General features: G+C 53.5%; 20 protein-coding genes. 6 read left to right on the top strand and 14 right to left on the bottom strand.

Translation table 11 applies throughout. The features are described 5' to 3' along the window. Nucleotides 1-38 precede the first annotated feature (38 nt). Both L1F30_RS07705 and L1F30_RS07700 read left to right on the top strand, forming a co-directional pair. The gene (locus tag L1F30_RS07705; protein WP_253361329.1) at nt 39-647 is read left to right on the top strand and encodes a hypothetical protein; all 609 of its coding nucleotides are present in this window, start codon (nt 39-41) and stop codon (nt 645-647) included. Between the two features lie 96 nt (nt 648-743). After that, nucleotides 744-1,277, top strand: coding sequence for a DUF2062 domain-containing protein (locus tag L1F30_RS07700; protein ID WP_253361327.1), 534 nt, complete (start codon nt 744-746; stop codon nt 1,275-1,277). A 3-nt stretch (nt 1,278-1,280) separates the two neighbouring features. On the opposite strand, the gene L1F30_RS07695 is transcribed toward L1F30_RS07700, so the two are convergent. From L1F30_RS07695 to L1F30_RS07685, 3 genes are read right to left on the bottom strand one after another with little or no spacing between them, the layout of a single operon-like run. Next, nucleotides 1,281-2,510 carry a lipoprotein-releasing ABC transporter permease subunit gene (locus L1F30_RS07695; protein WP_253361325.1) on the bottom strand — a complete coding sequence of 410 codons (1,230 nt, stop codon included), beginning with the start codon at nt 2,508-2,510 and terminating at the stop codon, nt 1,281-1,283. Beyond that, nucleotides 2,507-3,196 (bottom strand): ABC transporter ATP-binding protein, encoded by a 690-nt coding sequence (locus tag L1F30_RS07690; RefSeq protein ID WP_253361323.1) that lies wholly within the window; start codon nt 3,194-3,196, stop codon nt 2,507-2,509. Before L1F30_RS07690 ends, L1F30_RS07695 begins: the two co-directional genes overlap by 4 nt. Then, entirely contained in the window at nt 3,189-4,424 is a 1,236-nt protein-coding gene (locus tag L1F30_RS07685; RefSeq protein WP_253361322.1) for a lipoprotein-releasing ABC transporter permease subunit, read from the bottom strand. Before L1F30_RS07685 ends, L1F30_RS07690 begins: the two co-directional genes overlap by 8 nt. A 99-nt stretch (nt 4,425-4,523) precedes the next feature. Here L1F30_RS07685 and L1F30_RS07680 point away from each other — a divergent pair, with 99 nt between their 5' ends. Then, entirely contained in the window at nt 4,524-5,060 is a 537-nt protein-coding gene (locus tag L1F30_RS07680; RefSeq protein WP_253361320.1) for a PilZ domain-containing protein, read from the top strand. Nucleotides 5,061-5,089: 29 nt separating this feature from the next. Further along, nucleotides 5,090-5,404: a hypothetical protein gene (locus tag L1F30_RS07675; RefSeq protein ID WP_253361318.1), complete on the top strand. Its 315-nt coding sequence runs from the start codon at nt 5,090-5,092 to the stop codon at nt 5,402-5,404. Between the two features lie 118 nt (nt 5,405-5,522). Here the strand turns inward: L1F30_RS07675 and sthA are convergent, their stop codons facing one another. The 10 genes from sthA to L1F30_RS07625 all read right to left on the bottom strand — a co-directional run bounded on the left by sthA (nt 5,523) and on the right by L1F30_RS07625 (nt 16,024). After that, nucleotides 5,523-6,923 (bottom strand): Si-specific NAD(P)(+) transhydrogenase, encoded by a 1,401-nt coding sequence (gene sthA / locus L1F30_RS07670; protein WP_253361316.1) that lies wholly within the window; start codon nt 6,921-6,923, stop codon nt 5,523-5,525. A gap of 35 nt (nt 6,924-6,958) precedes the next feature. Next, nucleotides 6,959-7,186, bottom strand: coding sequence for a (Na+)-NQR maturation NqrM (nqrM, locus tag L1F30_RS07665; protein ID WP_253361314.1), 228 nt, complete (start codon nt 7,184-7,186; stop codon nt 6,959-6,961). Nucleotides 7,187-7,214: 28 nt separating this feature from the next. Then, the gene (locus L1F30_RS07660; RefSeq protein WP_253361312.1) at nt 7,215-8,255 is read right to left on the bottom strand and encodes an FAD:protein FMN transferase; all 1,041 of its coding nucleotides are present in this window, start codon (nt 8,253-8,255) and stop codon (nt 7,215-7,217) included. 1 nt (nt 8,256) lies between these two features. Continuing rightward, on the bottom strand, nt 8,257-9,480 hold the full coding sequence (gene nqrF, locus L1F30_RS07655) for an NADH:ubiquinone reductase (Na(+)-transporting) subunit F (protein WP_253361310.1): 1,224 nt from the start codon (nt 9,478-9,480) through the stop codon (nt 8,257-8,259). Nucleotides 9,481-9,498: 18 nt separating this feature from the next. Further along, entirely contained in the window at nt 9,499-10,113 is a 615-nt protein-coding gene (gene nqrE / locus L1F30_RS07650; protein WP_253361309.1) for an NADH:ubiquinone reductase (Na(+)-transporting) subunit E, read from the bottom strand. Between the two features lie 3 nt (nt 10,114-10,116). After that, on the bottom strand, nt 10,117-10,773 hold the full coding sequence (locus L1F30_RS07645) for an NADH:ubiquinone reductase (Na(+)-transporting) subunit D (RefSeq protein WP_253361307.1): 657 nt from the start codon (nt 10,771-10,773) through the stop codon (nt 10,117-10,119). A gap of 3 nt (nt 10,774-10,776) precedes the next feature. Beyond that, on the bottom strand, nt 10,777-11,538 hold the full coding sequence (locus tag L1F30_RS07640; RefSeq protein ID WP_253361306.1) for a Na(+)-translocating NADH-quinone reductase subunit C: 762 nt from the start codon (nt 11,536-11,538) through the stop codon (nt 10,777-10,779). Continuing rightward, nucleotides 11,531-12,736, bottom strand: a complete 1,206-nt coding sequence (locus L1F30_RS07635; protein ID WP_253361305.1) for an NADH:ubiquinone reductase (Na(+)-transporting) subunit B — start codon at nt 12,734-12,736, stop codon at nt 11,531-11,533. Before L1F30_RS07635 ends, L1F30_RS07640 begins: the two co-directional genes overlap by 8 nt. Nucleotides 12,737-12,739: 3 nt before the next feature. Next, on the bottom strand, nt 12,740-14,086 hold the full coding sequence (locus L1F30_RS07630; RefSeq protein WP_253361303.1) for a Na(+)-translocating NADH-quinone reductase subunit A: 1,347 nt from the start codon (nt 14,084-14,086) through the stop codon (nt 12,740-12,742). A 483-nt stretch (nt 14,087-14,569) separates the two neighbouring features. Next, nucleotides 14,570-16,024: a glyceraldehyde-3-phosphate dehydrogenase gene (locus L1F30_RS07625; protein WP_253361301.1), complete on the bottom strand. Its 1,455-nt coding sequence runs from the start codon at nt 16,022-16,024 to the stop codon at nt 14,570-14,572. 273 nt (nt 16,025-16,297) lie between these two features. Between L1F30_RS07625 and mfd the strand changes: the two genes are divergently transcribed. Both mfd and L1F30_RS07615 read left to right on the top strand, forming a co-directional pair. Then, on the top strand, nt 16,298-19,738 hold the full coding sequence (gene mfd, locus L1F30_RS07620) for a transcription-repair coupling factor (RefSeq protein ID WP_253361299.1): 3,441 nt from the start codon (nt 16,298-16,300) through the stop codon (nt 19,736-19,738). A 55-nt stretch (nt 19,739-19,793) separates the two neighbouring features. After that, nucleotides 19,794-20,795 (top strand): CsiV family protein, encoded by a 1,002-nt coding sequence (locus tag L1F30_RS07615; RefSeq protein WP_253361297.1) that lies wholly within the window; start codon nt 19,794-19,796, stop codon nt 20,793-20,795. A gap of 132 nt (nt 20,796-20,927) precedes the next feature. On the opposite strand, the gene L1F30_RS07610 is transcribed toward L1F30_RS07615, so the two are convergent. After that, complete coding sequence (locus L1F30_RS07610) at nt 20,928-21,140, bottom strand: cold-shock protein (protein WP_183909988.1); 213 nt, start codon at nt 21,138-21,140, stop codon at nt 20,928-20,930. Nucleotides 21,141-21,272: the final 132 nt, after the last annotated feature.

Raw genomic sequence — 21,272 nt, 5'->3', positions numbered from 1 at the left:
ATCATAGGAGTCCAGAAACCAATCTACAGGAGTGCGACATGGGCCTATTTTCACGGAATCAGCAAGAAGACAACGAAACCGAGCTGCTTGATAGCCCTGGCCTGCCCAACAGCCAGGATCTCAACGGCGAGTATTTCGAGCCCGAGGCACCGCTGGTGGCCGCGCCCGCGCCAAAACCTGTTCGCCCGAGCTTAAGCTACGGCATTGAAGATGCCATAGGCCTGATGCGCAAACTCCCGAAAGACAACAAAGAGGTTGTGGTTTCTGTTGTTAAGCAAACCCTGGAATCCACTAACATCAGTATCGACGACATCATTGCCGATGCCACTGATAAAGAAGAGCGCCTGCTTAACAAAAATGCCCAGCTTGAAAAGGAAATAAAAGACCTGCAGGCGCAGATTGCAGCCCGCAACAAACAGATTTCCGAACTGTTGGCAGATCACAAGGAAACAGTAGGCGTGCGTGAGCAGCTGCAGCTGGCCAACCAGTTAAGCCGGCCCGAGCAACCGGTAACCGCCAGAAAAGCTGCGCCACAAGCGCAGGCAAGCGCTGGTGCCTCAGCGGCTACACAGCCACCGCGGGCACCAAAAGCCGCCGCCCCGGCGCCCGCAGCTGAAGACCCCGAAAACCCGTCACTGCCCCACTAACCCACTTTTGTTCCAATCGCCTTGGCCTGTGCCCCACTGGCTCAGCCAAGGCATTTTCGGCATAATGCGCGCCATCAAGGATTTAGGTCTACGCCGATGGCTAAGAAGTTCCTGAAACGCTGGATGCCAGATCCAGCCAAAATCAGAAGCAATGCATCTCTGCAGTTTCTCGGCACACTCCTGCACGACCCTAACCTGTTTCACCTTAACCGGCTCTCGGTTTCACGCGCGTTTTTGGTGGGTATTTTCGTCTGTTTTTTGCCCATTCCCGGGCAAATGGGCGTCGCTGCAGCCGGTGCACTCTGGTTGCGGGCAAATCTGCCTATCAGCGTGGCGCTGGTGTGGATCAGCAACCCCGTCACCATGCCTGCCATGTTTTATGCATGCTACCGCTTAGGGCTGGTACTGCTCGGCGCGCCAGACCGGCCGTTTCACTTTGAAATGAGTGTTGAGTGGATACTTGCTGAACTGGGCTACCTGTTGCCGCCACTGTTAGCGGGGAGCCTCGTGTGCGCGCTGTTTTTTTCGTGTACTGCCTTTCTTACCATCAATCAACTCTGGCGCTGGAATGTTTCTCGCAACTGGCGCAAACGCATTGACGAACGCCTGGCCCGTAAAACAAGCAAATAAACACTAGTGATCTAACTGCAGCGCCTCAGCGGGCGCCACGCGACTGGCACGCCAGGCAGGGTATAAGGTTGCCAGCCAACTCATCACCAAAGCAATGGCACCCACCGTCAGGCTGTCGCTCAAGCGAAAATCACTCGGCAAGTAACTGATTGGGTAAACATCTGAGGCCAGAAACTGGATACCAAGCAGCGATTCCAGTGCGCTCACCCAGTCGGTCACATAGAATGCACCCAGCGCTCCCAGGAGCAGCCCCATTGAAGTGCCAACAGCACCAATGAGCGCGCCCTGCACCATAAAAATACCCATGATGTGCCAACGGCTTGCACCCAGGCTACGCAAAATAGCAATTTGGCTTTGTTTATCAACCACCACCATCACCAACGTAGACACTACGTTAAAGGCTGCGATTGCAATAATTAAAAACAATAACAGCGCCACCAGCTGGCGCGACATCTGCACTGCCTGAAATAAATTGCCGTGAGTGCGGGTCCAGTCTATGCCATAAAAACCATAGGGCTGGGCATCCAATATTTCACGCAATACCGCGCGCGCAGCAAACAAATCAGCCAGGCGTAGCCTGATACCTGTCACTCTGTCACCCAGGCCCGCCAGTGCGGCGGCTGTTTCAAGCCGGGTAACTGCCAAACCGTTATCTACTTCGGTACCGGTATTCACAATGCCTGCAACACTGAAGGTTGCCAGGTGCGGTAAGCGGGTAGCGCTGTCGCTATCGGGAATAATAAGGGTAATTGCCTCACCTACAGCCACGCCAAGTTTTTTCGCAACGCCTGCACCCAACAACACGCCATCGCTTGGCAATGCATCAAGCGCGCTGTGTTCGATAAACTCCGGCAAGCGCGACACCTGAGGCTCTTGTGAGGCATCTACCCCGTAAACACTCACGGGGGCAACCTGATCTGCATGGCTGATCATCCCCTGCACTTGCACGTAAGGTGCTGCGCCCAGCACCAGCGGATGACGGGCAAATTCTTGCGCCTTTTCCTGCCAGTTTTCCACGCCCTGACGGTGCATAACCATTGCCTGTGGCATTACGCCCAGAATGCGCTCGCGCAACTCGCGATCAAAACCATTCATTACAGACATCACTACAATGAGCAGGCTAACCCCCATTACCAAACCGATAATGGACACCAACGAGATAAAACTCACCATTTGGTCGCGGCGCTTACTGCCGGTGTAGCGCAGGCCTATCCAAAGCGGCAGGCTATTCATGGGTGCGCCCTTAGGCTGCCCTTTTCCAGCAACAACACTTGATCCATTCGTTCGGCCAGTGCCATATCATGGGTGACCACCACAAACGCAAGGCCATGCTCTTGGCTTAAAGACAACATCAAGGCCTGAATTGCCTCGGCATTTTCTGCATCCAGATTGCCGGTGGGTTCATCCATTAACACGCATGCAGGTTGCATGGCTAACGCCCTGGCAATTGCCACGCGTTGGCGCTCACCGCCTGAAAGTTCCGAGGGCTTGTGATCCAGCCTGTGCGCAAGGCCCACCTGAGCGAGCAAGGTTTCTGCACGCGCGCGATAAGTAGTGGCCGGCATCTTGGCTATGCGCATGGGAATTTCTACATTTTCACGGGCACTGAATTCCGGCAACAAATGATGAAATTGATACACAAACCCCAAATGCTGATTGCGCAAGCGCCCGCGAGCATTATCGGAAAGCTCAGACAAGGGCTTGCCTGCGAGCATCACCGAGCCCTGCGTGGGCGTATCCAGCCCTCCTAATAAATTCAGTAACGTAGATTTACCTGAACCCGAGGAACCTACAATGGCCACGCGCTCACCCGGGCGCAATTGAAAGGCTACAGACTTAAGCACCTGAACAACGCTCGGGCCCTGGCTGTATGACTTGCAGAGATCGACACAGGATAAAACGGGTTCAATATTACTCATAGCGAAGTGTCTCTGCAGGTTCTACTTTAGAGGCGCGATATGCCGGGTATAAACTTGCCAACACACTCAATAGCGCGCCCACACTGGCAACCAAGGCAACGTCTTGCCACTGCCAATGGGATGGCAAATGGCTTATGAAATACACGGAGGGATCAAATACATACAGCCCGGTAAGTGACTCCAGGTACTGAACAATGGGGCCAATATAAATACCAATGAGTGACCCCAGCAGTGCCCCGCCAACAATTCCAATCATGCCTACCGCTGAGCCTTGCACCATGAAAATGGCCATTACCTCCCTGGCGGTGATACCCAGCGTGCGCAGTACGGCAATGTCGGCGCGTTTATCGGCCACCATCAAGATCAGGCTTGTGACAATATTAAATGCAGCCACCAATACAATGATCAGCAGCAAAACCGTAATCACGGTTTTTTCCATTTTGATGGCTTGAAACAGACTGCCTTGGGTTTGCATCCAGCTTCGCACTTCTACAGTGCCACCAAGTTGATTGCGAACATCTTGCAGCACGGTTTGGGCGTTAAACATATCACTTACGCGCACGCGCACGCCGTCTACGTTTGCGCCCATGCGCAAAAGCTTCTGCGCATCCTCCAGGTGCATTAACACCAGTGATTGATCTACCTGCGCCCCCACCTCGAATACGCCCACCAGAGTGAAGCGTTTAACACGCGGAAAAATACCGGCCGGTGTGACATTCAACTGCGGCAAGGTCATCATGATCTTATCGCCGGGCACCACGCCCAACTGGCGCGCCAGTATGCGACCCAGCACCACGCCGTAGGTGCCGGGCGCCAGTGAATCCAGCTGCCCCATCACCATGTGATCGGCAATATCCGATACCGCACCCTCCAAAGCAGGCTCAATGCCGTTGAATTCCACCGCCTGTAACGAGCGGCCAAACCCGAGCATGGCAAAGCCCTCTACATAGGGAGCGGTTGCTAAAATATCCGGGTGCTTTATACGCTCGGCCAGCGCAACCCAATCCCGCGTACCGGCGGGCTCGGCTATGAGCCCGTGAGGGATAGCCGCCAACAGGCGGCCCTTGAGCTCTCTGTCGAAGCCATTCATCACAGAGAGCACAATAACCAATGCCCCCACCCCAAGCAGCATGCCCAGCATGGCAAAGCCGCTCAAAAACGAGATGAACTGGTTGCGACGGCGAGCGCGGATATAGCGCAGACCAATAAAAAGAGGCATAGACTTCATGGGCGCATTAAACCCGAGCCGCCCGATTGGCACAAGCCCCGGCACACGCGAGCAAGGCGGTTTCGTGGTATAACAAGAAAGGCAAAACGGAGGTACACCATGGCCCGACAATCAACACCGGAAGACCAGCGCGAAGCCTTCAGAATTCAAGAGCGGGTAGCGTTGCACGCAGTGGTGACCAACAACACCGAAAAACCCGCTGCGGCCCATTTTCCGGAGTTTGAGCAACTACACACACTGACCGAATTCACGCGTTTAGGCCTTGAGCTGCAGGCCCTGATCGGCAGCCTTGAAAGCAGTGTTGCCCACGCATTAAGGTTGCAGGACAAACGCCTGGACCTGCTGGCAAACGCGCTGGCCGCCGAGCACACAACGTCAAAGCAGCAAACGGTTAGCATCAGCACCAACGGCCTTGCCTTTGAGCAAGCCGATGCACTGCCACTGAATACGTGTCTGGCGCTTGCGATAACCTTCGTTGCCAGCCACTTCACATTGTTTAACTACGCCAAAGTGGTAAGGTGCGACGCAAAGGGCACAGGGTGGCTGATTGGCTGCGAGTTTCTGGAGCAAGCCGACAGCGACCAACAACTACTGGGGCGGCATATCATCAGTGCCCAACGGCGCTCACGGTCTTAAGGCCACCCTGCGATAAGAGGAGTAACACCATGAAACACCTATTACTTTTGCTAGCTATCGTATTTGCGCCCGCTTTACACGCGGAAGAAATCCGTATTCCCGTAGGTCAGCAAGGCATAGACGGCCTCACACTGCCCACCAAAGGCCAAACCATGACGCAGGTAGAGAGCAAGTTTGGCGCGGCTGAAAAACAACACCCCGCACGGGGCAACCCGCCCATCACCCGCTGGGAGTACAGCAACTTCATGGTGTACTTTGAAGGCGAGCACGTGATTCACGCAGTACTCAGGCACCAACCCAAGGCAATGCACAAAACGCCTACGCCAGTAGATTCGCCCGACTGATACTGCAAACACACTAGACAACAAAAAACCCCGCCTATTGGCGGGGTTTTTTGTGCGTATTAACAATGCCGGATTATCACATCACTCGGTAACCACAAGAGGTTAAAACACGCCTTTACTAGATGCGGTTGACCCGGTTTAACCCGTCTAATGCGGCCGTGCGATAGGCCTCTGCCATAGTGGGGTAGTTAAAGGTGGTATTCACGAAATAAGCAATGCTATTGGCTTCACCCTGCTGGTTCATAATGGCCTGGCCAATGTGAATAATTTCGGCAGCCTCTGCACCGAAGCAGTGAATACCAAGAATCTCAAGGGTATCTGCATGAAACAAAATTTTAAGCACACCAACCTTTTCGCCAGAAATTTGCGCGCGCGCGGTATTTTTAAAAAATGCCCGCCCCACTTCATAGGGAATTTTTGCAGCAGTTAGCTCGGTTTCGGTTTTGCCAATTGAACTGATTTCGGGCAACGTATAAATTCCCGTGGGCGCATCAGACACAAACCGGCTCTCCTGGCCCAAAATATTGGTAGCCGCCGCCCTGCCCTGATCGTAAGACGCACTGGCCAACGATGGCCAGCCAATTACATCACCCACCGCATAAATGTTTTCTATGCTGGTTTGGTACATATCATTTACGCGAACCTGGCCACGGCCATCGGCCTCCAGGCCAATCGCGCCCAAATTAAGGCTATCGGTATTACCTGTGCGCCCGTTAGACCACAAGAGCGCATCACCGTGAATGCGCTTACCGGATTTAAGCTTTAAGGTAACACCGCGGTCTGTGGCCTCAAGGGATTCATATTCCTCGCCGTGACGCACAGTCACACCCATGTCGCGCAGGTGATAGCTCAGGGCGTCACAAATTTCGTCATCCAGGAAGGTTAACAGATGCTCGCGGCTGTTGATCAAATCCACCTTGATACCAAGGCCTGAAAATATTGAGGCATATTCACAACCAATCACGCCCGCACCATAAATAATGATATGACGCGGCGTGTGTTTCATATCCAAAATGGTGTCGCTGTCGTACACGCGCGCATGGTTAAAATCAATATCTGCCGGGTGATAGGGGCGCGAACCGGTGGCGATAACAATTTTCTCGGCAGTTATCTGCTCTTTTGCGCCATCAACCAGCCTGACCGACACAGTGTGCGCGTCAACGAAGCTTGCCTCACCCACAATGATGGTGGCGCGGTTGCGGGTGTAAAAGTCGGTATGCAAATCCACATATTTGGGCACTACCCGCAAGGCCTCAGCCAATACCTTCGGGTAGCTGAAAATATGGGCATCACCGGTGGTGCGAAACAACGAGCTGATTTTATGGCGGATAATTTGCTTCACAACATGACGTAGTGATTTAGAGGGAATTGTGCCCTTGTGCACACAGGCACCGCCCACACCCTGCCGGTTTTCAATCACACCTACGCGCTTGCCGGCCTTAGCCGCCGCCATTGCAGCGCCCTCACCACCGGGGCCCGCGCCAATCACCAATACATCATAGTGATACTTCTTCGCCATGCATCTCACTCCGCTAATATCGAAAACAACGCGCCTTATTTGGTTGCGTCGTAAGACAAATCTGATGCATCTGCGCCGGATTTGCTGGTTTCTTTTTCACACTTGCCTTTGTCGCCGCCGCAAATATCGCAGGCAACTTCCATCCCTAAGGCACTCATACCGCCACAGGAACCACTGATTGGCTTGCGCCCCAGTAACACGCCTACAGACATGGCAATAATCACCAGCCCCAGCACCACAAACGCCACTAAAAATGTTGCCATCTCACACCTCTACACGCGGCTTGGCCGCTCAATCTTCCAGGTAGGGTTCAAACGCCTTGGACCAGCGTTCAACTATTTTATCGCCTTGCTGTTCAAGCAGAAATACCGCAAGCCCGTGCTTTTGTGCATAAGCCAGCGTATCGGCGGGCCCCATAACACTGAAAGCCGTGGCCAAACCGTCTGCCAGTGTGCAATTTTCAGCAAGTACGGTCACCGATAACATTTGATGCTCTACCGGCCAGCCTGTCACGGGGCTGATAGTATGGGCATACTGCTTGCCATCAATCCAACGAAAGTTACGGTAATTACCCGATGTCGCCATTGCCATGTCGGATACGCCAATGGCGGCCTGAACACTACCAGGGGCCAATTCCGGGCGCTCCACGGCAATACGCCAAGGCTTACCGTAGGGGTTCACACCCGCAAGCCGCAATTCGCCGCCGATTTCCACAAGAAAGTTGTCAAACCCCTTACCTTGTAAAAGCTCGGCAACGCGATCAACGCCGTAACCTTTGGCAATGGCAGACAAATCTACAAACACATCGCGCTCACGGGTAACAGTACCGCCAGACTCAGAAAACGACAGGTAGCCAAAACCCACGCGGGCCTGCAGTGCAGCGATTTCCTCGGCACTGGGCAGCGCCTGCTCGGCTTCAGGCCCAAACCCCCACCGGTTAACCAAAGGGCCCACGGTGACATCAAAGGCACCGCCTGTGGCTTCATGCAAGCGGCCCGATTCAGCCAACACGTATTGCAAGCCAGCGGGCAGCGCGAAGGCCTCACCCAAAGGCGCGCGGTTTAACTGCATCAGGGTAGATTCAGGATCATAAGTAGACATTTCCTTATTCACCTGCACCAAAAGCGCATCGATCTCTGCTTGCAGGCTGGCGGCATCTTCCACCTCACCTACCAGTGTCACGTGGTAGCTGGTACCCATGGTTTTACCGGCCAGCTTTTCATATGCAGCCGGGTCTGCCTGGCAAGCTACCAGGCAAAAAACCAATAGCCACAAAAACAAAAACGAGGTGCGCTTGCGCGCCCTCGCTTTTAACCAGACCCCGGCTGCCAAATCAGCCGCCAAAGTCATCAAGCATGATGTTTTCGTCTTCAACACCAAGGTCCTTCAACATTTTAATCACCGCCGCGTTCATCATTGGCGGGCCACACATGTAGTACTCACAATCTTCCGGCGCTTCGTGATCACGCAGATACTGCTCGTACAACACGTTGTGGATGAAGCCGGTCAGGCCTGTCCAATCGTCTTCTGGCTGCGGATCAGACAAGGCAATGTGCCAATCGAAGTTTTCGTTCTCGGAAGCGAGCATGTCGTAGTCTTCTTTGTAGAACAGCTCACGCAGCGAACGCGCACCGTACCAGAAAGACATCTTGCGCTTGGACTTCAAGCGACGCAGCTGATCAAAGATGTGCGAACGCATGGGGGCCATGCCGGCACCGCCACCGATAAACACCATTTCGGCATCGGTGTCTTTGGCGAAGAACTCACCAAAGGGGCCGTATACGGTCACTTTGTCACCGGGCTTCAGGCTAAACACGTAAGAGGACATCTGGCCTGGTGGCAAGCCCTGCGTGCGCGGTGGTGGCGTTGCAATACGGATATTGAACTTAACAATGCCCTTCTCTTCCGGGTAGTTCGCCATGGAGTATGCGCGAATAACCGGCTCGGTTACCTTTGACTCCAGGTTAAAGAAGCCAAAGTGCTCCCAATCGCCACGGAATTTCTCTTCGATTTCGAAGTCTTTGAATTTCACATGGTGTGGTGGCGCTTCCAGCTGCACGTAACCACCGGCACGGAAATCGACGTTCTCGCCCTCTGGCAGCTTGAGCGTCAGCTCTTTAATAAAGGTGGCAACATTGGGGTTGGACTCAACGGTACACTCCCACTGCTTCACACCAAACACGTCTTCTTCAACGTGCACCTTCATGTTTTGCTTCACCGGCGTCTGGCAAGATAAGCGCCAGCCTTCTTTGGCCTCACGCTTGGTGAAGTGCGATTCTTCAGTGGGCAGCATCTCGCCGCCACCTTCGTTCACAATGCACTTACACTGCGCACAGCTACCGCCGCCGCCACAAGCCGAGGGCAGGAACAAGCCACTATCAGCCAGGGTTTGCAGCAGCTTACCGCCGGCAGGCACAGTGATGGTTTTCTCATCGTTAACGACGATGGTGACATCGCCGGAATTAACCAGTTTTGAGCGAGCGCCGAGGATCACAGCCACGAGCAAAAGCACGATGACCGTGAACATCACGACGCCAGCAATAATTGTAATGTCCATCTAAAGTTCTTACCTCGCTTACAGGTCGATGCCGCCGAATGACATAAAGCCAAGCGACATCAAACCAACGGTGATAAAGGTAATGCCCAGGCCACGCAGACCCGCAGGCACATCACTGTACTTCATTTTTTCGCGAATACCGGCCAGCGCGGTGATTGCCAGCGCCCAGCCCACACCAGAACCAATACCGAACACGGTAGATTCAGCCAGGTTGTAGTCACGCTCAACCATGAACAGAGATGCACCCATGATGGCGCAGTTTACGGTGATCAGCGGCAGGAACACGCCCAGCGCGTTGTACAGCGCAGGTACGTATTTATCCAACAGCATTTCCAGAATCTGGACCATGGCGGCAATTACACCGATGTAGGTAATCAAGCCCAAAAAGCTCAAATCTACACTGGCAAACTGCGGCCCAAGCCAAACCAGGGCACCGTCTTTTAACAGGTAGGTGTACAGCAGGTTGTTCACCGGCACAGTAATGGCCAATACCACCACAACCGCCACACCCAAACCAAACGCCGCTTCAATCTTTTTGGAGATAGCCAAAAAGGTACACATGCCCAGGAAGAACGCCAGGGCCATGTTTTGAATGAAGATCGACTTAACAAATAAACTCAGCAACGCTTCCATCGATTAAGCCTCCTGCGCTTTGGTGTTGGAGCAAATCTTGAACTCCTCTTCTTCCACCTGATCAGGCTTATAGGCGCGAATGGCCCAAATAATCAAACCGATAAGGAAGAAAGCAGAAGGCGCAAGCAGCAGCATGCCGTTAGACACATACCAGCCACCTTCAGTGACCAGTGGCATTAACTTGTAACCCAAGAGCGAGCCAGAACCAAACAGTTCACGCACAACACCCAACACAATCAGCAGTGCCGAGTAACCCAAACCATTGCCAATGCCATCTAAAAAGCTTGGGATTGGCGGGTTTTTCATGGCGAAGGCTTCGGCGCGGCCCATCACAATACAGTTAGTGATGATCAGGCCAACAAATACCGAAAGCTGCTTGCTGATATCGTAGGCCACTGCTTTTAGCACCTGATCAACCACAATTACCAGTGAGGCAATGATGGTCATCTGCACAATAATACGAATGTTGCTTGGGATGTGCTTGCGAACCAGGGCCACAAACAGGTTTGAAAATGCGGTTACCAGCGTCAGCGCCACGCACATAACCAGCGTCACTTTCAGTGAGGTAGTTACAGCCAGCGCGGAACAAATACCCAAAATCTGCAATGCAATGGGGTTGTTCTCAATGACGGGTTTAAACAGAAGTTCTTTAGTCTTCATGAATTAAGCCTCCCCATTTTTCAGATTAGTGAGGAACTCGGCGTAGCCGTTTTCGCCCATCCAGAAACGCACCAGGTTTTCTACACCCACACTGGTGAGTGTTGCGCCAGACAAACCATCAATTTTGTGCTCGTCACCGGCAGGTGCTGAACCTTTTATCACGTCGATCGCAACTGCACCGCCGTCATACACTTCTTTGCCCACCCACAGTGCTTTCCACTTGGGGTTATCCACTTCACCACCCAGGCCCGGTGTTTCGCCGTGCTCGTAAAAGCCCAGCCCAACAACGGTGTTGAGATCGGATTCAAGGGCAATGAAGCCGTACAAGGTAGACCACAAGCCATAACCTTTAACGGGCAAAATTACCTTTTCGATATCGCCATCTTTTGTTAGCAAAAACACCTTGGCCAGGTTTTCACGGCGGCCAATTTTGGCGATGTCTTCTTGTGGCTCAAGCTTGGTGGAGCGCGCAGGGTCTTTCGACGCTTTGCGCTGATCGTAGTTTGCCGGTGCAACTTCTTCGGTAAATTTACCGGTTTCAAGATCCACTACGCGAGTTTCGATCTGCGCAAACAGCTCTTCAACGGTTTTACCCTCTTCCATCAGGCCTGCGGCCATCAGGATGTTGCGCTTAAAATCCAGCTCTTTGTTCTTTACCTGCATGGGCTTGAGCATTACTGCAGCGGTAGACACCACCACAGAACACACAATACACAGCGATAAAGCGACGATAATCGTCTTTTTAATAGTATCGTTATTAGCCACGTGCCAGCCTCCGCTTAACGTTTGCTTGAACCACGAAGTGGTCGATCAGTGGCGCAAAGAGGTTGGCAAACAGGATGGCCAACATCATGCCTTCCGGGAATGCAGGGTTGGCTACACGGATGACAACAACCATAAAGCCAATCAAGAATCCGAACCACAACTTGCCAGACTCGGTCATTGCAGCAGACACAGGGTCGGTTGCCATGAACACCATACCGAAGGCAAAACCACCCACTACCAAGTGCCAGTACCAGGGCATGGCCATCATGGGGTTGGTTTCAGGATTACCCACCAGGTTAAACAGGAAAGAGGTGGCCATCATGCCTGCCATCACACCGGTAATGATGCGCAACGAAGCAATTTTGCAGGCCACCAGCACCACACCGCCGATCAGAATCGCAAGGGTAGATACTTCACCAATAGAGCCTTGCATGTTGCCGAAGAAGGCATCGAGCCAGGTCATTTGGTCGGTTAAGGCAGACATGCCATCCGAGTAGGCAACAGACAACGCAGTGGCGCCCGAGAAGCCGTCTACCGCAGTCCACACCTGATCGCCAGACATTTCAGCTGGGTAGGCAAAGAACAGGAAAGCACGGCCGGCAAGCGCCGGGTTAAGGAAGTTTTTGCCGGTACCGCCGAATACTTCTTTGGCAATAACCACACCAAAGGTAATACCCAGCGCCGCCATCCACAGGGGAATATCTGGCGGACAGATCAAGGCAAACAATATAGAGGTTACGAAGAAACCTTCGTTTACTTCGTGGCCACGTTTCATGGCAAACAGCACTTCCCAGAAACCGCCCACTACAAACACGGTCATGTAAATAGGAAGGAAGTAAGCCGCACCGTGGATCAGGTTGTCCCAAATGCTATGGGCAGAGTAACCGGCGAACAGCTCAATCAAGCCACCGCGCCAGCCTTCTACCGCGGCAATACCCAGGTCTGCCATGGCCGTGTTGGCCTGAAAACCCAAGTTATACATGCCGTAGAACATGGCCGGGAAGGTACAAGCCCACACGGTGATCATGATGCGCTTGAGGTCAATACCGTCACGCACGTGCGACGTGGTTTTGGTGACATCCGATGGACGGAACAAACCGGTATCAATGGCTTCGTAGAGCGCGTACCAGTTTTCGTATTTTCCACCTTTGTGGAAGTGGGGCTCGAGGCTATCGAACCAATTGCGTAATGCTTTCATGCCTTAGCCCTCCTTCTCAATACGGGTAAGGTTATCCCGAAGAATGGGGCCATACTCATATTTGCCCGGGCAAACATAGGTACACAAAGCCAGATCTTCTTCGTCCAATTCCAGTGCGCCCAACTTCTGGGCCATGTCGGTGTCGCCAACAATCAGCGAACGCAGTAATTGCGTTGGCAAAATGTCCAGCGGCATGATGCGCTCGTAGGTACCAATGGGCACCATGGCACGCTCGCTGCCCGCTGTGGTGGTGGTGAAGTCGTACTTCTTGTTGCCACCGAGCAACTTGGAAATGTAAATGCCGGTGGTTGAAAACAGGTTAAAGCCGGCACGCAGGTAGTGCAGGAATGGACGGTCGCGCCCTTCCAGCAGCACGGTTACCTGAGTGTGGTAACGGCCCAGGAACCCGTAGGGGCCAAAGGCTTTGCGACCACCGAACACAGAACCTGAAACCACGCGGTTTTCACCGTCTTTCAACTCACCAGCCAGAATTTCTTCAAGGTTGGCACCCAGACGTGTGCGCAGCAAACGGGGCTTTTCAACCTGGGGGCCTGCCAGCGAAATCACGCGCTCGGTGGCAAGTGTACCGGTGGTGAAGAGCTTCGCCATGGCGATCACATCCTGGTAACCGATGGTCCACACAGATTTGCTGGCACTCACCGGGTCTAGGAAGTGGATGTGGGTACCGGCATTGCCTGCCGGGTGCACACCACCGAACTCGTGTACGGATACACGCTCGAAGCTGTTCACTTCTACGTTTGCACCGGCGGCTTTACACACATAAACCGGACCTTCGGTTAAGCGCGTAAGCAACTGCAAGCCCTGATTAAAGGCCTCGCTTTGCTCGGCGATGACGATCGCAGGGTCCAGCGCCAATGGGTTGGTATCCATGGCAGTCACAAAAATCGACTTAGGCGTCGCATCCAATGCTGGCACCTTGCTGTAAGGGCGCGTGCGCAGCGCTGTCCAGAGCCCCGAGTTCACCAGGTTATCAACCACCTGCTGGCGCTCAAGCGTGGCGAAGGCTGCCGGCTCAAAGCGTGCAAATTGCTCCGCCTCTTCGCCTTCAACATCAATGACAACCGATTGCAGCATGCGCTTGGCACCGCGGTTAATCGCTGCAACCGTACCGGCGGCAGGCGCTGTATAGCGCACGCCTTCGGTTTTTTTGTCAGTAAACAGCAGCTGCCCTAGCTTGACCTTGTCACCCTCTTTTACAGCCATGGTGGGTTTCATGCCGTGGTAATCCACGCCAATGACCGCAACCGACCTGGCTTTAGGGGCGTCATGAATGGTCTGCTCGGGAGCACCGGATATAGGTAAATCCAATCCCCGACGGATCTTGATCATACGTCCTGCCTAATTACTTGGAAGTTTAAAAAAGTTACTGGTAGTTACAAAAAATCGTTTCCGGGCCTGCCGTGGCCCAAGATTCAAGGCTTAACCTTGAAAAATCACTAAATTTACAACGAAATCCGCGCAGCCACCGGGAACCCGGCGCCCGATAAAAGCTCAACCGATTTGACGCTGTACAGCCAGAACAGCCTGGTGCCTGGGGGCACAAAACCCCTTAAATTCCTGCTACAAAAACTTGTTCTAGTTTAGACGAAAGCACTAGAAAAGCATTCGGCTCTGGGCAAACGGCGGCAATTATAAAGACCCCCTTGCTCACATGCCAGTGATCTCACACTTTTCTGCCCCTATTTGGGAACAAAAAACCCTGAAATCTCAGGCTCTTACGACCAAAGCCTCGAGAATAGATCATTTTTTAAACAAACGCCTTGTCTGCCCATAAAAAAACCCGCCGCAGCGGGTTTTTCAACAACCAATGAACTAGTTCAATTTGGGGTAGATGTCGTAGCGCACACCCGCCATGTCTTCCAGGCAGCGAACCACCTGGCAGCTATAGCCGAATTCATTGTCGTACCAGCAATAGATCACCACGTTATTGCCATCGGCAATGGTGGCCACACTGTCATACACACAAGCATGGCGAGAGCCCACAAAATCACAGGACACCACCTCAGAGGAGTTGGTGTAGTCGATTTGCTGCTGAAGCGGCGAATGCAGCGCCACATCGCGCATGTACTGGTTGAGCTCGTCTTTGGTTACGTCTTTGTCCAATACCAGGTTCAAGATAGCCATAGACACGTTCGGCGTGGGCACCCGGATGGCGTTACCGGTCAGCTTACCCGCAAGCTCCGGCAGCGCCTTGGCCACAGCCTTTGCCGCACCAGTTTCGGTTAACACCATGTTCAACGGCGCACTGCGGCCCCGGCGCTCACCCTTGTGGAAGTTATCGATGAGGTTTTGGTCATTGGTGTAAGAGTGCACGGTTTCAACGTGGCCGTGGTTCACCCCGTACTTATCCATTACCGCCTTGAGCACAGGCACAATGGCGTTAGTGGTACAGGAGGCTGCCGAAATGATCTTGTCTTCGGCGCTGATGGCATCGTTGTTGATACCGTACACAATGTTTTTAATGTCGCCCTTGCCAGGCGCCGTCAACATCACCTTTGCCACACCCTTGGCCTTAAGGTGCTGGCTCAAACCTGCCTCATCACGCCACACACCGGTGTTATCTACCACCAGGGCGTTGTTAATACCGTATGCGGTGTAGTCCACCTCTGCCGGATTATCGGCGTAAATCATCTTCACCACATTGCCGTTACACACCAGGCTCTGGGTTTCTTCATCTACGCGAATGGTGCCTTTAAACTGGCCATGTACCGAATCGCGACGCAACAAACAGGCACGTTTTTCAAGGTCGTTTTCCAGGCTGCTTTTACGCACCACAATTGCACGCAAACGCAATACATCTCCACTGCCGGCCTTTTCGATGAGCAGGCGGGCCACCAATCGGCCAATCCGGCCAAAACCGTAGAGCACAACATCCTGCGACTGGGGCAGCGGCTTGAACTCGGCGCCAATGGCATCGCGCAGCTCTTCACGCACGAAATCCTGTACCGACAGGCCCCGTGAATCTTTCATGTACTTCACAGTAATCTGGCCGATATCGATATGCGCGCGACCAAGGTCCAGCTCACACACGGCCTTCAATACGGGGAAGGTTTCAAATTCGGATAATTCGTTGGATTCCACCTGACGCACGAAGCGGTGGATTTTCATAATGTCGATCACAGAGCTGTTAACCAGCGAACGGCCATAGATATAAATACCTACGTTTTGCTCGCGGTTGAGCTTGCCAACCATGGGGATCATGGCTTCGGCGAGCGCCTCACGCTCTTTCCAGTCTTTAAAGAAGTCGACGGGCTTTGGACGATTCACGGGGATGCACCTTTAATAAAGTCTAAGTAAAGTTCAGTAAAGCACTTGCCTTACCGCTGCGCCGGCTCTTTTGGCCAGCTTAGTAAAATCACTTATCTCTAATAGAGAGGCCCGGTATTATCCTTTCTCCCCCTAGGCCACGCAAGATAACCGGGAACAAAATAACGGCCATAGTCACTATTTATCACTCGGGGCTGGCAGCGGCGCACCAAGCCGGTACAATAATCGACTTTTTGCCCACGGCCCTTAGGCCCCGCCGCAGCACAGGTATACATGAATATCTCAAGCGCGCTCAAAGCCCTTACCCCTGACTTATCAGACACCGCCAAATTCAATCAACGCTGGGGCCTGTTACCCGGTGCCGCCAACGCCCTGGCCATTGCCCTGGGTGCGGCCAAGCACAAGGGGCTGACCCTCGTTATCACGCCAGATTCTGCCACCGCGCAGCAGCTGCAGGATGAGCTCAGTTTTTTTGCGGGCAATACAACCCCGGTGATGGCATTGCCCGATTGGGAAACCCTGCCCTACGACACTTTCAGCCCACACCAGGACATCATCTCAGAGCGCATGCGCGCGCTCTATCAGCTGCCCACCGCCAAGCAAGGCATTCTGGTGGCACCGGTGACCACCCTTTTGTACCGGCTTGCGCCCGTGTCTTTTGTTACCGGCAACACCTTGATTTTAAAAACCGGCCAACAATTTGATTTGAACGAACAGGCCCGCCTGCTTGAAGCCACCGGTTACCGGCGCGTAGATACCGTCTTTGAACACGGCGAGTTTGCCATTCGCGGGGCGCTGATGGACATCTACCCCTCCGGCAGTGAGCGCCCGCTGCGCATCGATTTATTTGACGATGAAATTGAAAGCCTGCGCACCTTCGACCCGGAAACCCAGCGCACTGAAACGCAAATCGACTCGGTAGAGCTGCTGCCTGCACGAGAATTTCCGCTGACAAAAACCGCCATTAGCGAATTCCGTTTGCGCTGGCATGAACGCTTTGACGTGGATCACAAAGCCTGCCCCATGTACTGCGACATTTGCGATGGGCTGGCACCTTCGGGCATCGAGTACTATTTGCCATTGTTTTTCGATGAATGTGCAAGCCTGTTTGACTACCTGCCTGCGCATACACGGGTCATTACCTTCGATAGCTTAACGCCCCTTGCAGAGCGTTTCTGGAGCGAAGTTAATAGCCGCTACGAAAGCCGCAGGGTTGACCCCGAGCGCCCGCTGCTTGCGCCCAAAGAAATCTTTTTACCGGTAGCCGAGGCCTTTGCCGCCCTCGCAAAACTGCCGCGCACCGACCTTGCAGGTGACACGCTTGCCCTGCCCGCCGAAGTGCTACCCAGCGTGCCGGTAGATGCCAAAGCCGAAACGCCGCTTGCGGCACTAAAAGCTTTTATAGACACACAGCCTGAAAAGATTTTATTTTCAGTTGAATCCGCAGGCCGGCGCGAAGTATTGCTGGAATTGCTGCGCGGCATCAAGGTTACGCCCGAGCATTTCGACAACTGGCACGCATTTGTTGAAAGCGATGCAGCACTGGGCATCTGCATAGCACCGCTGGATCAAGGCCTCTACTTACAGCAACCCCGCTTGGCCATCATTACCGAGAGCGCCCTGTTTGGCGAACGCATACAGCAGCGCCGGCGCCGGAAAACCGCCACCGATAACGACCAAGCCATTAAAAATTTAACCGAGCTGCACATTGGCGCACCGGTTGTGCACATAGACCACGGCGTTGGCCGGTATCGCGGCCTGACCACCATCGAACTGGATGGCCAGGCGCAGGAATTTCTGGAACTGCACTATGCCAACGATGCCAAGCTCTATGTACCCGTAGCAAGCCTGCATTTGATTAGCCGCTACTCCGGCACAGAAGAATCTTTGGCCCCGCTGCATAAACTTGGCAGTGAAAACTGGTCTAAGGCCAAGCGCAAGGCCGCCGAAAAAGTCCGTGATACGGCTGCAGAACTGCTCGACATCTACGCCCGCCGCGCCGCCCGCAAGGGCTTTGCCTTTAAAGACCCGGGCCAGGCTTATGCGGCCTTTAGTGCAAGCTTCCCCTTTGAAGAAACGCCCGATCAGGAACAGGCCATTGCGGCGGTGCGCAAAGACATGCTGGCCACCACACCCATGGATCGCCTGGTGTGTGGCGATGTAGGCTTTGGAAAAACCGAAGTTGCCATGCGCGCGGCGTTCATTGCGGTGCAAAGTGGCAAACAAGTGGCCATGCTGGTGCCCACCACCCTACTGGCGCAACAACACTACGAAAGTTTTAAAGACCGCTTCGCCGACTGGCCTGTAAATATTGAAGTGGTATCACGCTTTAAAAGCGGTAAAGAAATTGAAGCCATTGCCAATAAATTAAAAGACGGCAAGGTGGACATTATTGTTGGCACCCACAAATTGTTGCAACCGGATTTCAACTACCGTGAACTTGGTCTGCTAATCATCGACGAAGAGCACCGCTTTGGCGTGCGGCAAAAAGACGCACTGAAATCCATACGTTCAGAAGTGGATATTCTCACCCTCACAGCCACGCCCATTCCGCGCACCTTGAACATGAGCATGGCCGGCATCAGGGATCTTTCGATTATTGCCACACCGCCCAACAAACGGCTATCCATTAAAACCTTTGTGCGCGTGCGCGACGATGCGCTGGTAAAAGAGGCCATATTGCGTGAACTGCTCCGCGGCGGCCAGGTGTATTTTCTGCACAACGAAGTTAAAACCATTGAAAAAGCCGCGCGCGAATTACAGGCACTGGTGCCCGAGGCACGCATAGGCATTGGCCACGGGCAAATGCGCGAGCGCGATCTTGAAAAGGTGATGAGCGACTTCTACCACAAGCGCTTTAACCTTCTGGTTGCCACCACCATTATTGAAACCGGCATTGATGTGCCAAACGCCAACACCATTATTATTGAGCGCGCCGATAAATTCGGCCTCGCCCAGCTGCACCAATTGCGTGGCCGCGTGGGCCGCTCCCATCATCAGGCCTATGCCTACCTGATGACGCCCAACCCCAAAACACTCACCAGTGATGCCATTAAGCGGCTTGAGGCCATTGCCGAAGCAGACACCCTCGGCGCAGGTTTCACGCTGGCCACGCACGACATGGAAATTCGCGGCACAGGTGAGCTACTGGGCGATGAACAAAGCGGCCAAATTGCTGCGGTAGGGTTTTCCATGTACATGGATATGCTAAATCGCGCGGTGAAAGCCATCCAGGCCGGCAAAGAACCAGATCTGGACGCGCCGCTAGGCTCGGCCATTGAAATTAATCTGCGCATCCCTGCGCTTATTCCCGATGACTACCTACCCGATGTGCACAGCCGGCTGATCATGTACAAGCGCATCGCCAACGCCGCCGACGCCAACGACCTGAAAGAGCTGCAGGTGGAGATGATCGACCGATTTGGCCTGCTGCCAGACCCGCTTAAAAACCTGTTCCGCATTACCCAACTGAAGCTTACCGCCGAAGCCCTGGGAGTAGAAAAACTTGACGCAGGGGCCAGCGCCGGCAGAATCGACTTTAGCAAAGAGCCCAAAGTTGACCCTATGGCGATCATCCAAATGGTGCAGACTCAACCACAGAAATACCAATTAGCAGGGGCCAGCAGCTTGAAATTCATGCATGATATGGAACACCCCGAAGCCCGATTGGGCGCGGTTGAGCAGCTTTTGGAAAGCCTGGCACAGGCACACTGACAGGCCAGCTACCGACAGTAACCGCATTGCAAAGCAACAGGAACAAAAACTCACTATGTACGCCATTCAAAGAACCTTAGGCCGCACATTTACCCGCGCCCTGGCCACGCTGGCATTGACCCTTAGCCCGCAGGCGTTCGCACAAAGTGGAGAAGAGCCGCGCTGGTACCAGGTAGAAATCGCGATTTTTACCCAGCCGGCCAACGCCCAAATAGCCGCCAATGCAGAAACCTTCCGCAAGGATGTCTCTTTATCTTACGGCAATAACACCCAGTACCTGCGTACACTGGATGAAGCCATAGCCTCACTCCAGGCCCAACAGCAACAAGACGCGCTCTTGATCGAGCAAACATCAGAGCCCTTAGAGACAGAGACCGATGATTCCACCCAGGCTACCGAACAAGAAAAAGCGCAGCTGTTAGCCACCGCACCCTTTATTAAATTGCCGCAATCTCTGCGCGGGCTGAACGACACCATTGCCGCACTTGCCAGACGCAACCGTCAGGAAGTTCTTTTTCACGAGGCCTGGCGCCAACCAGTGGTAGCACCGGAAGCGGCGCCCGCCATTGTTGTGAGCGGCGGTGAAACTTTCGGAGAAGATCAAACCCTTGGCGGCACCATTGCCTTGGGGGTTGCCCGCTATCTACATTTAAACACCAACTTATGGTTTGCAGAATTTGCAGAAAACTACGGACAAGGGGATCTGGGCTGGCCCAACCTGCCGCCGGCACCCGCGCGGCACCCGGAAGATATTCAAGACGAGAGCATTAACTTAAATGCCGGCCAACTCAATGGGCGCGATGATCTGTGGGCCCAGTATGAGGTGATCGACACCACCTACCAAAGCATGCTCACCAAACCTTACGTAGTCACAAACCTTGCCACACTCACCCAAGACAGACGCATGCGCAGCGGTGAGGTGCACTACATCGACCACCCTAAAATTGGCATTATGGTTTATGTAACACCTTATGAACTGCCTGAGCAAGATGCGTTGCCTGAGCCCGGCGCTCAAATTGCGCCTGATGAAACCGCAACATTACAAGACACACCCTAGGCCTATTCGTCACGCGCGCGCAGCGCGCCGCAATTAACAGCGGCGCGCTTACTGTGCGTTAACACGAACAACCATCAGGTGTAGCTAAAGCAACACTACAGCAACACCGGCCTGCCGGTGCTGCTGTAAAGATTACACACAGACTACGTCTTCGGCTTGTAAGCCCTTTTCGCCTGTTAGCAATTGAAATTCGACATTCTGGCCCTCGGCCAGCGAGCGATAGCCCTCGCCCCGAATATTGCGGTAGTGAACAAACACATCTTCCTGCTTTTCACCAAAAGAAATGAATCCATAGCCCCTGGCATTGTTAAACCACTTAACAATACCGACTTCACGATCAGCCATTGTGAACAACCTCATTATTTTTATGTGTGTAAAACCTGCTGGTTAGGGCCAAACCTGGTGGCCCTAACACCTTGGCAGCTTGCATGAGTCCCCACACCCAAGCCGCAACCCCTATATTTAAGGGATATTAAC

It is taken from the genome of Simiduia sp. 21SJ11W-1, from assembly GCF_024138675.1.
GTDB lineage: Bacteria > Pseudomonadota > Gammaproteobacteria > Pseudomonadales > Cellvibrionaceae > Simiduia.
The sequence above is the reverse complement of the archived record's forward strand: the minus strand, read 5'-3'. Positions and strand labels throughout refer to the sequence as shown.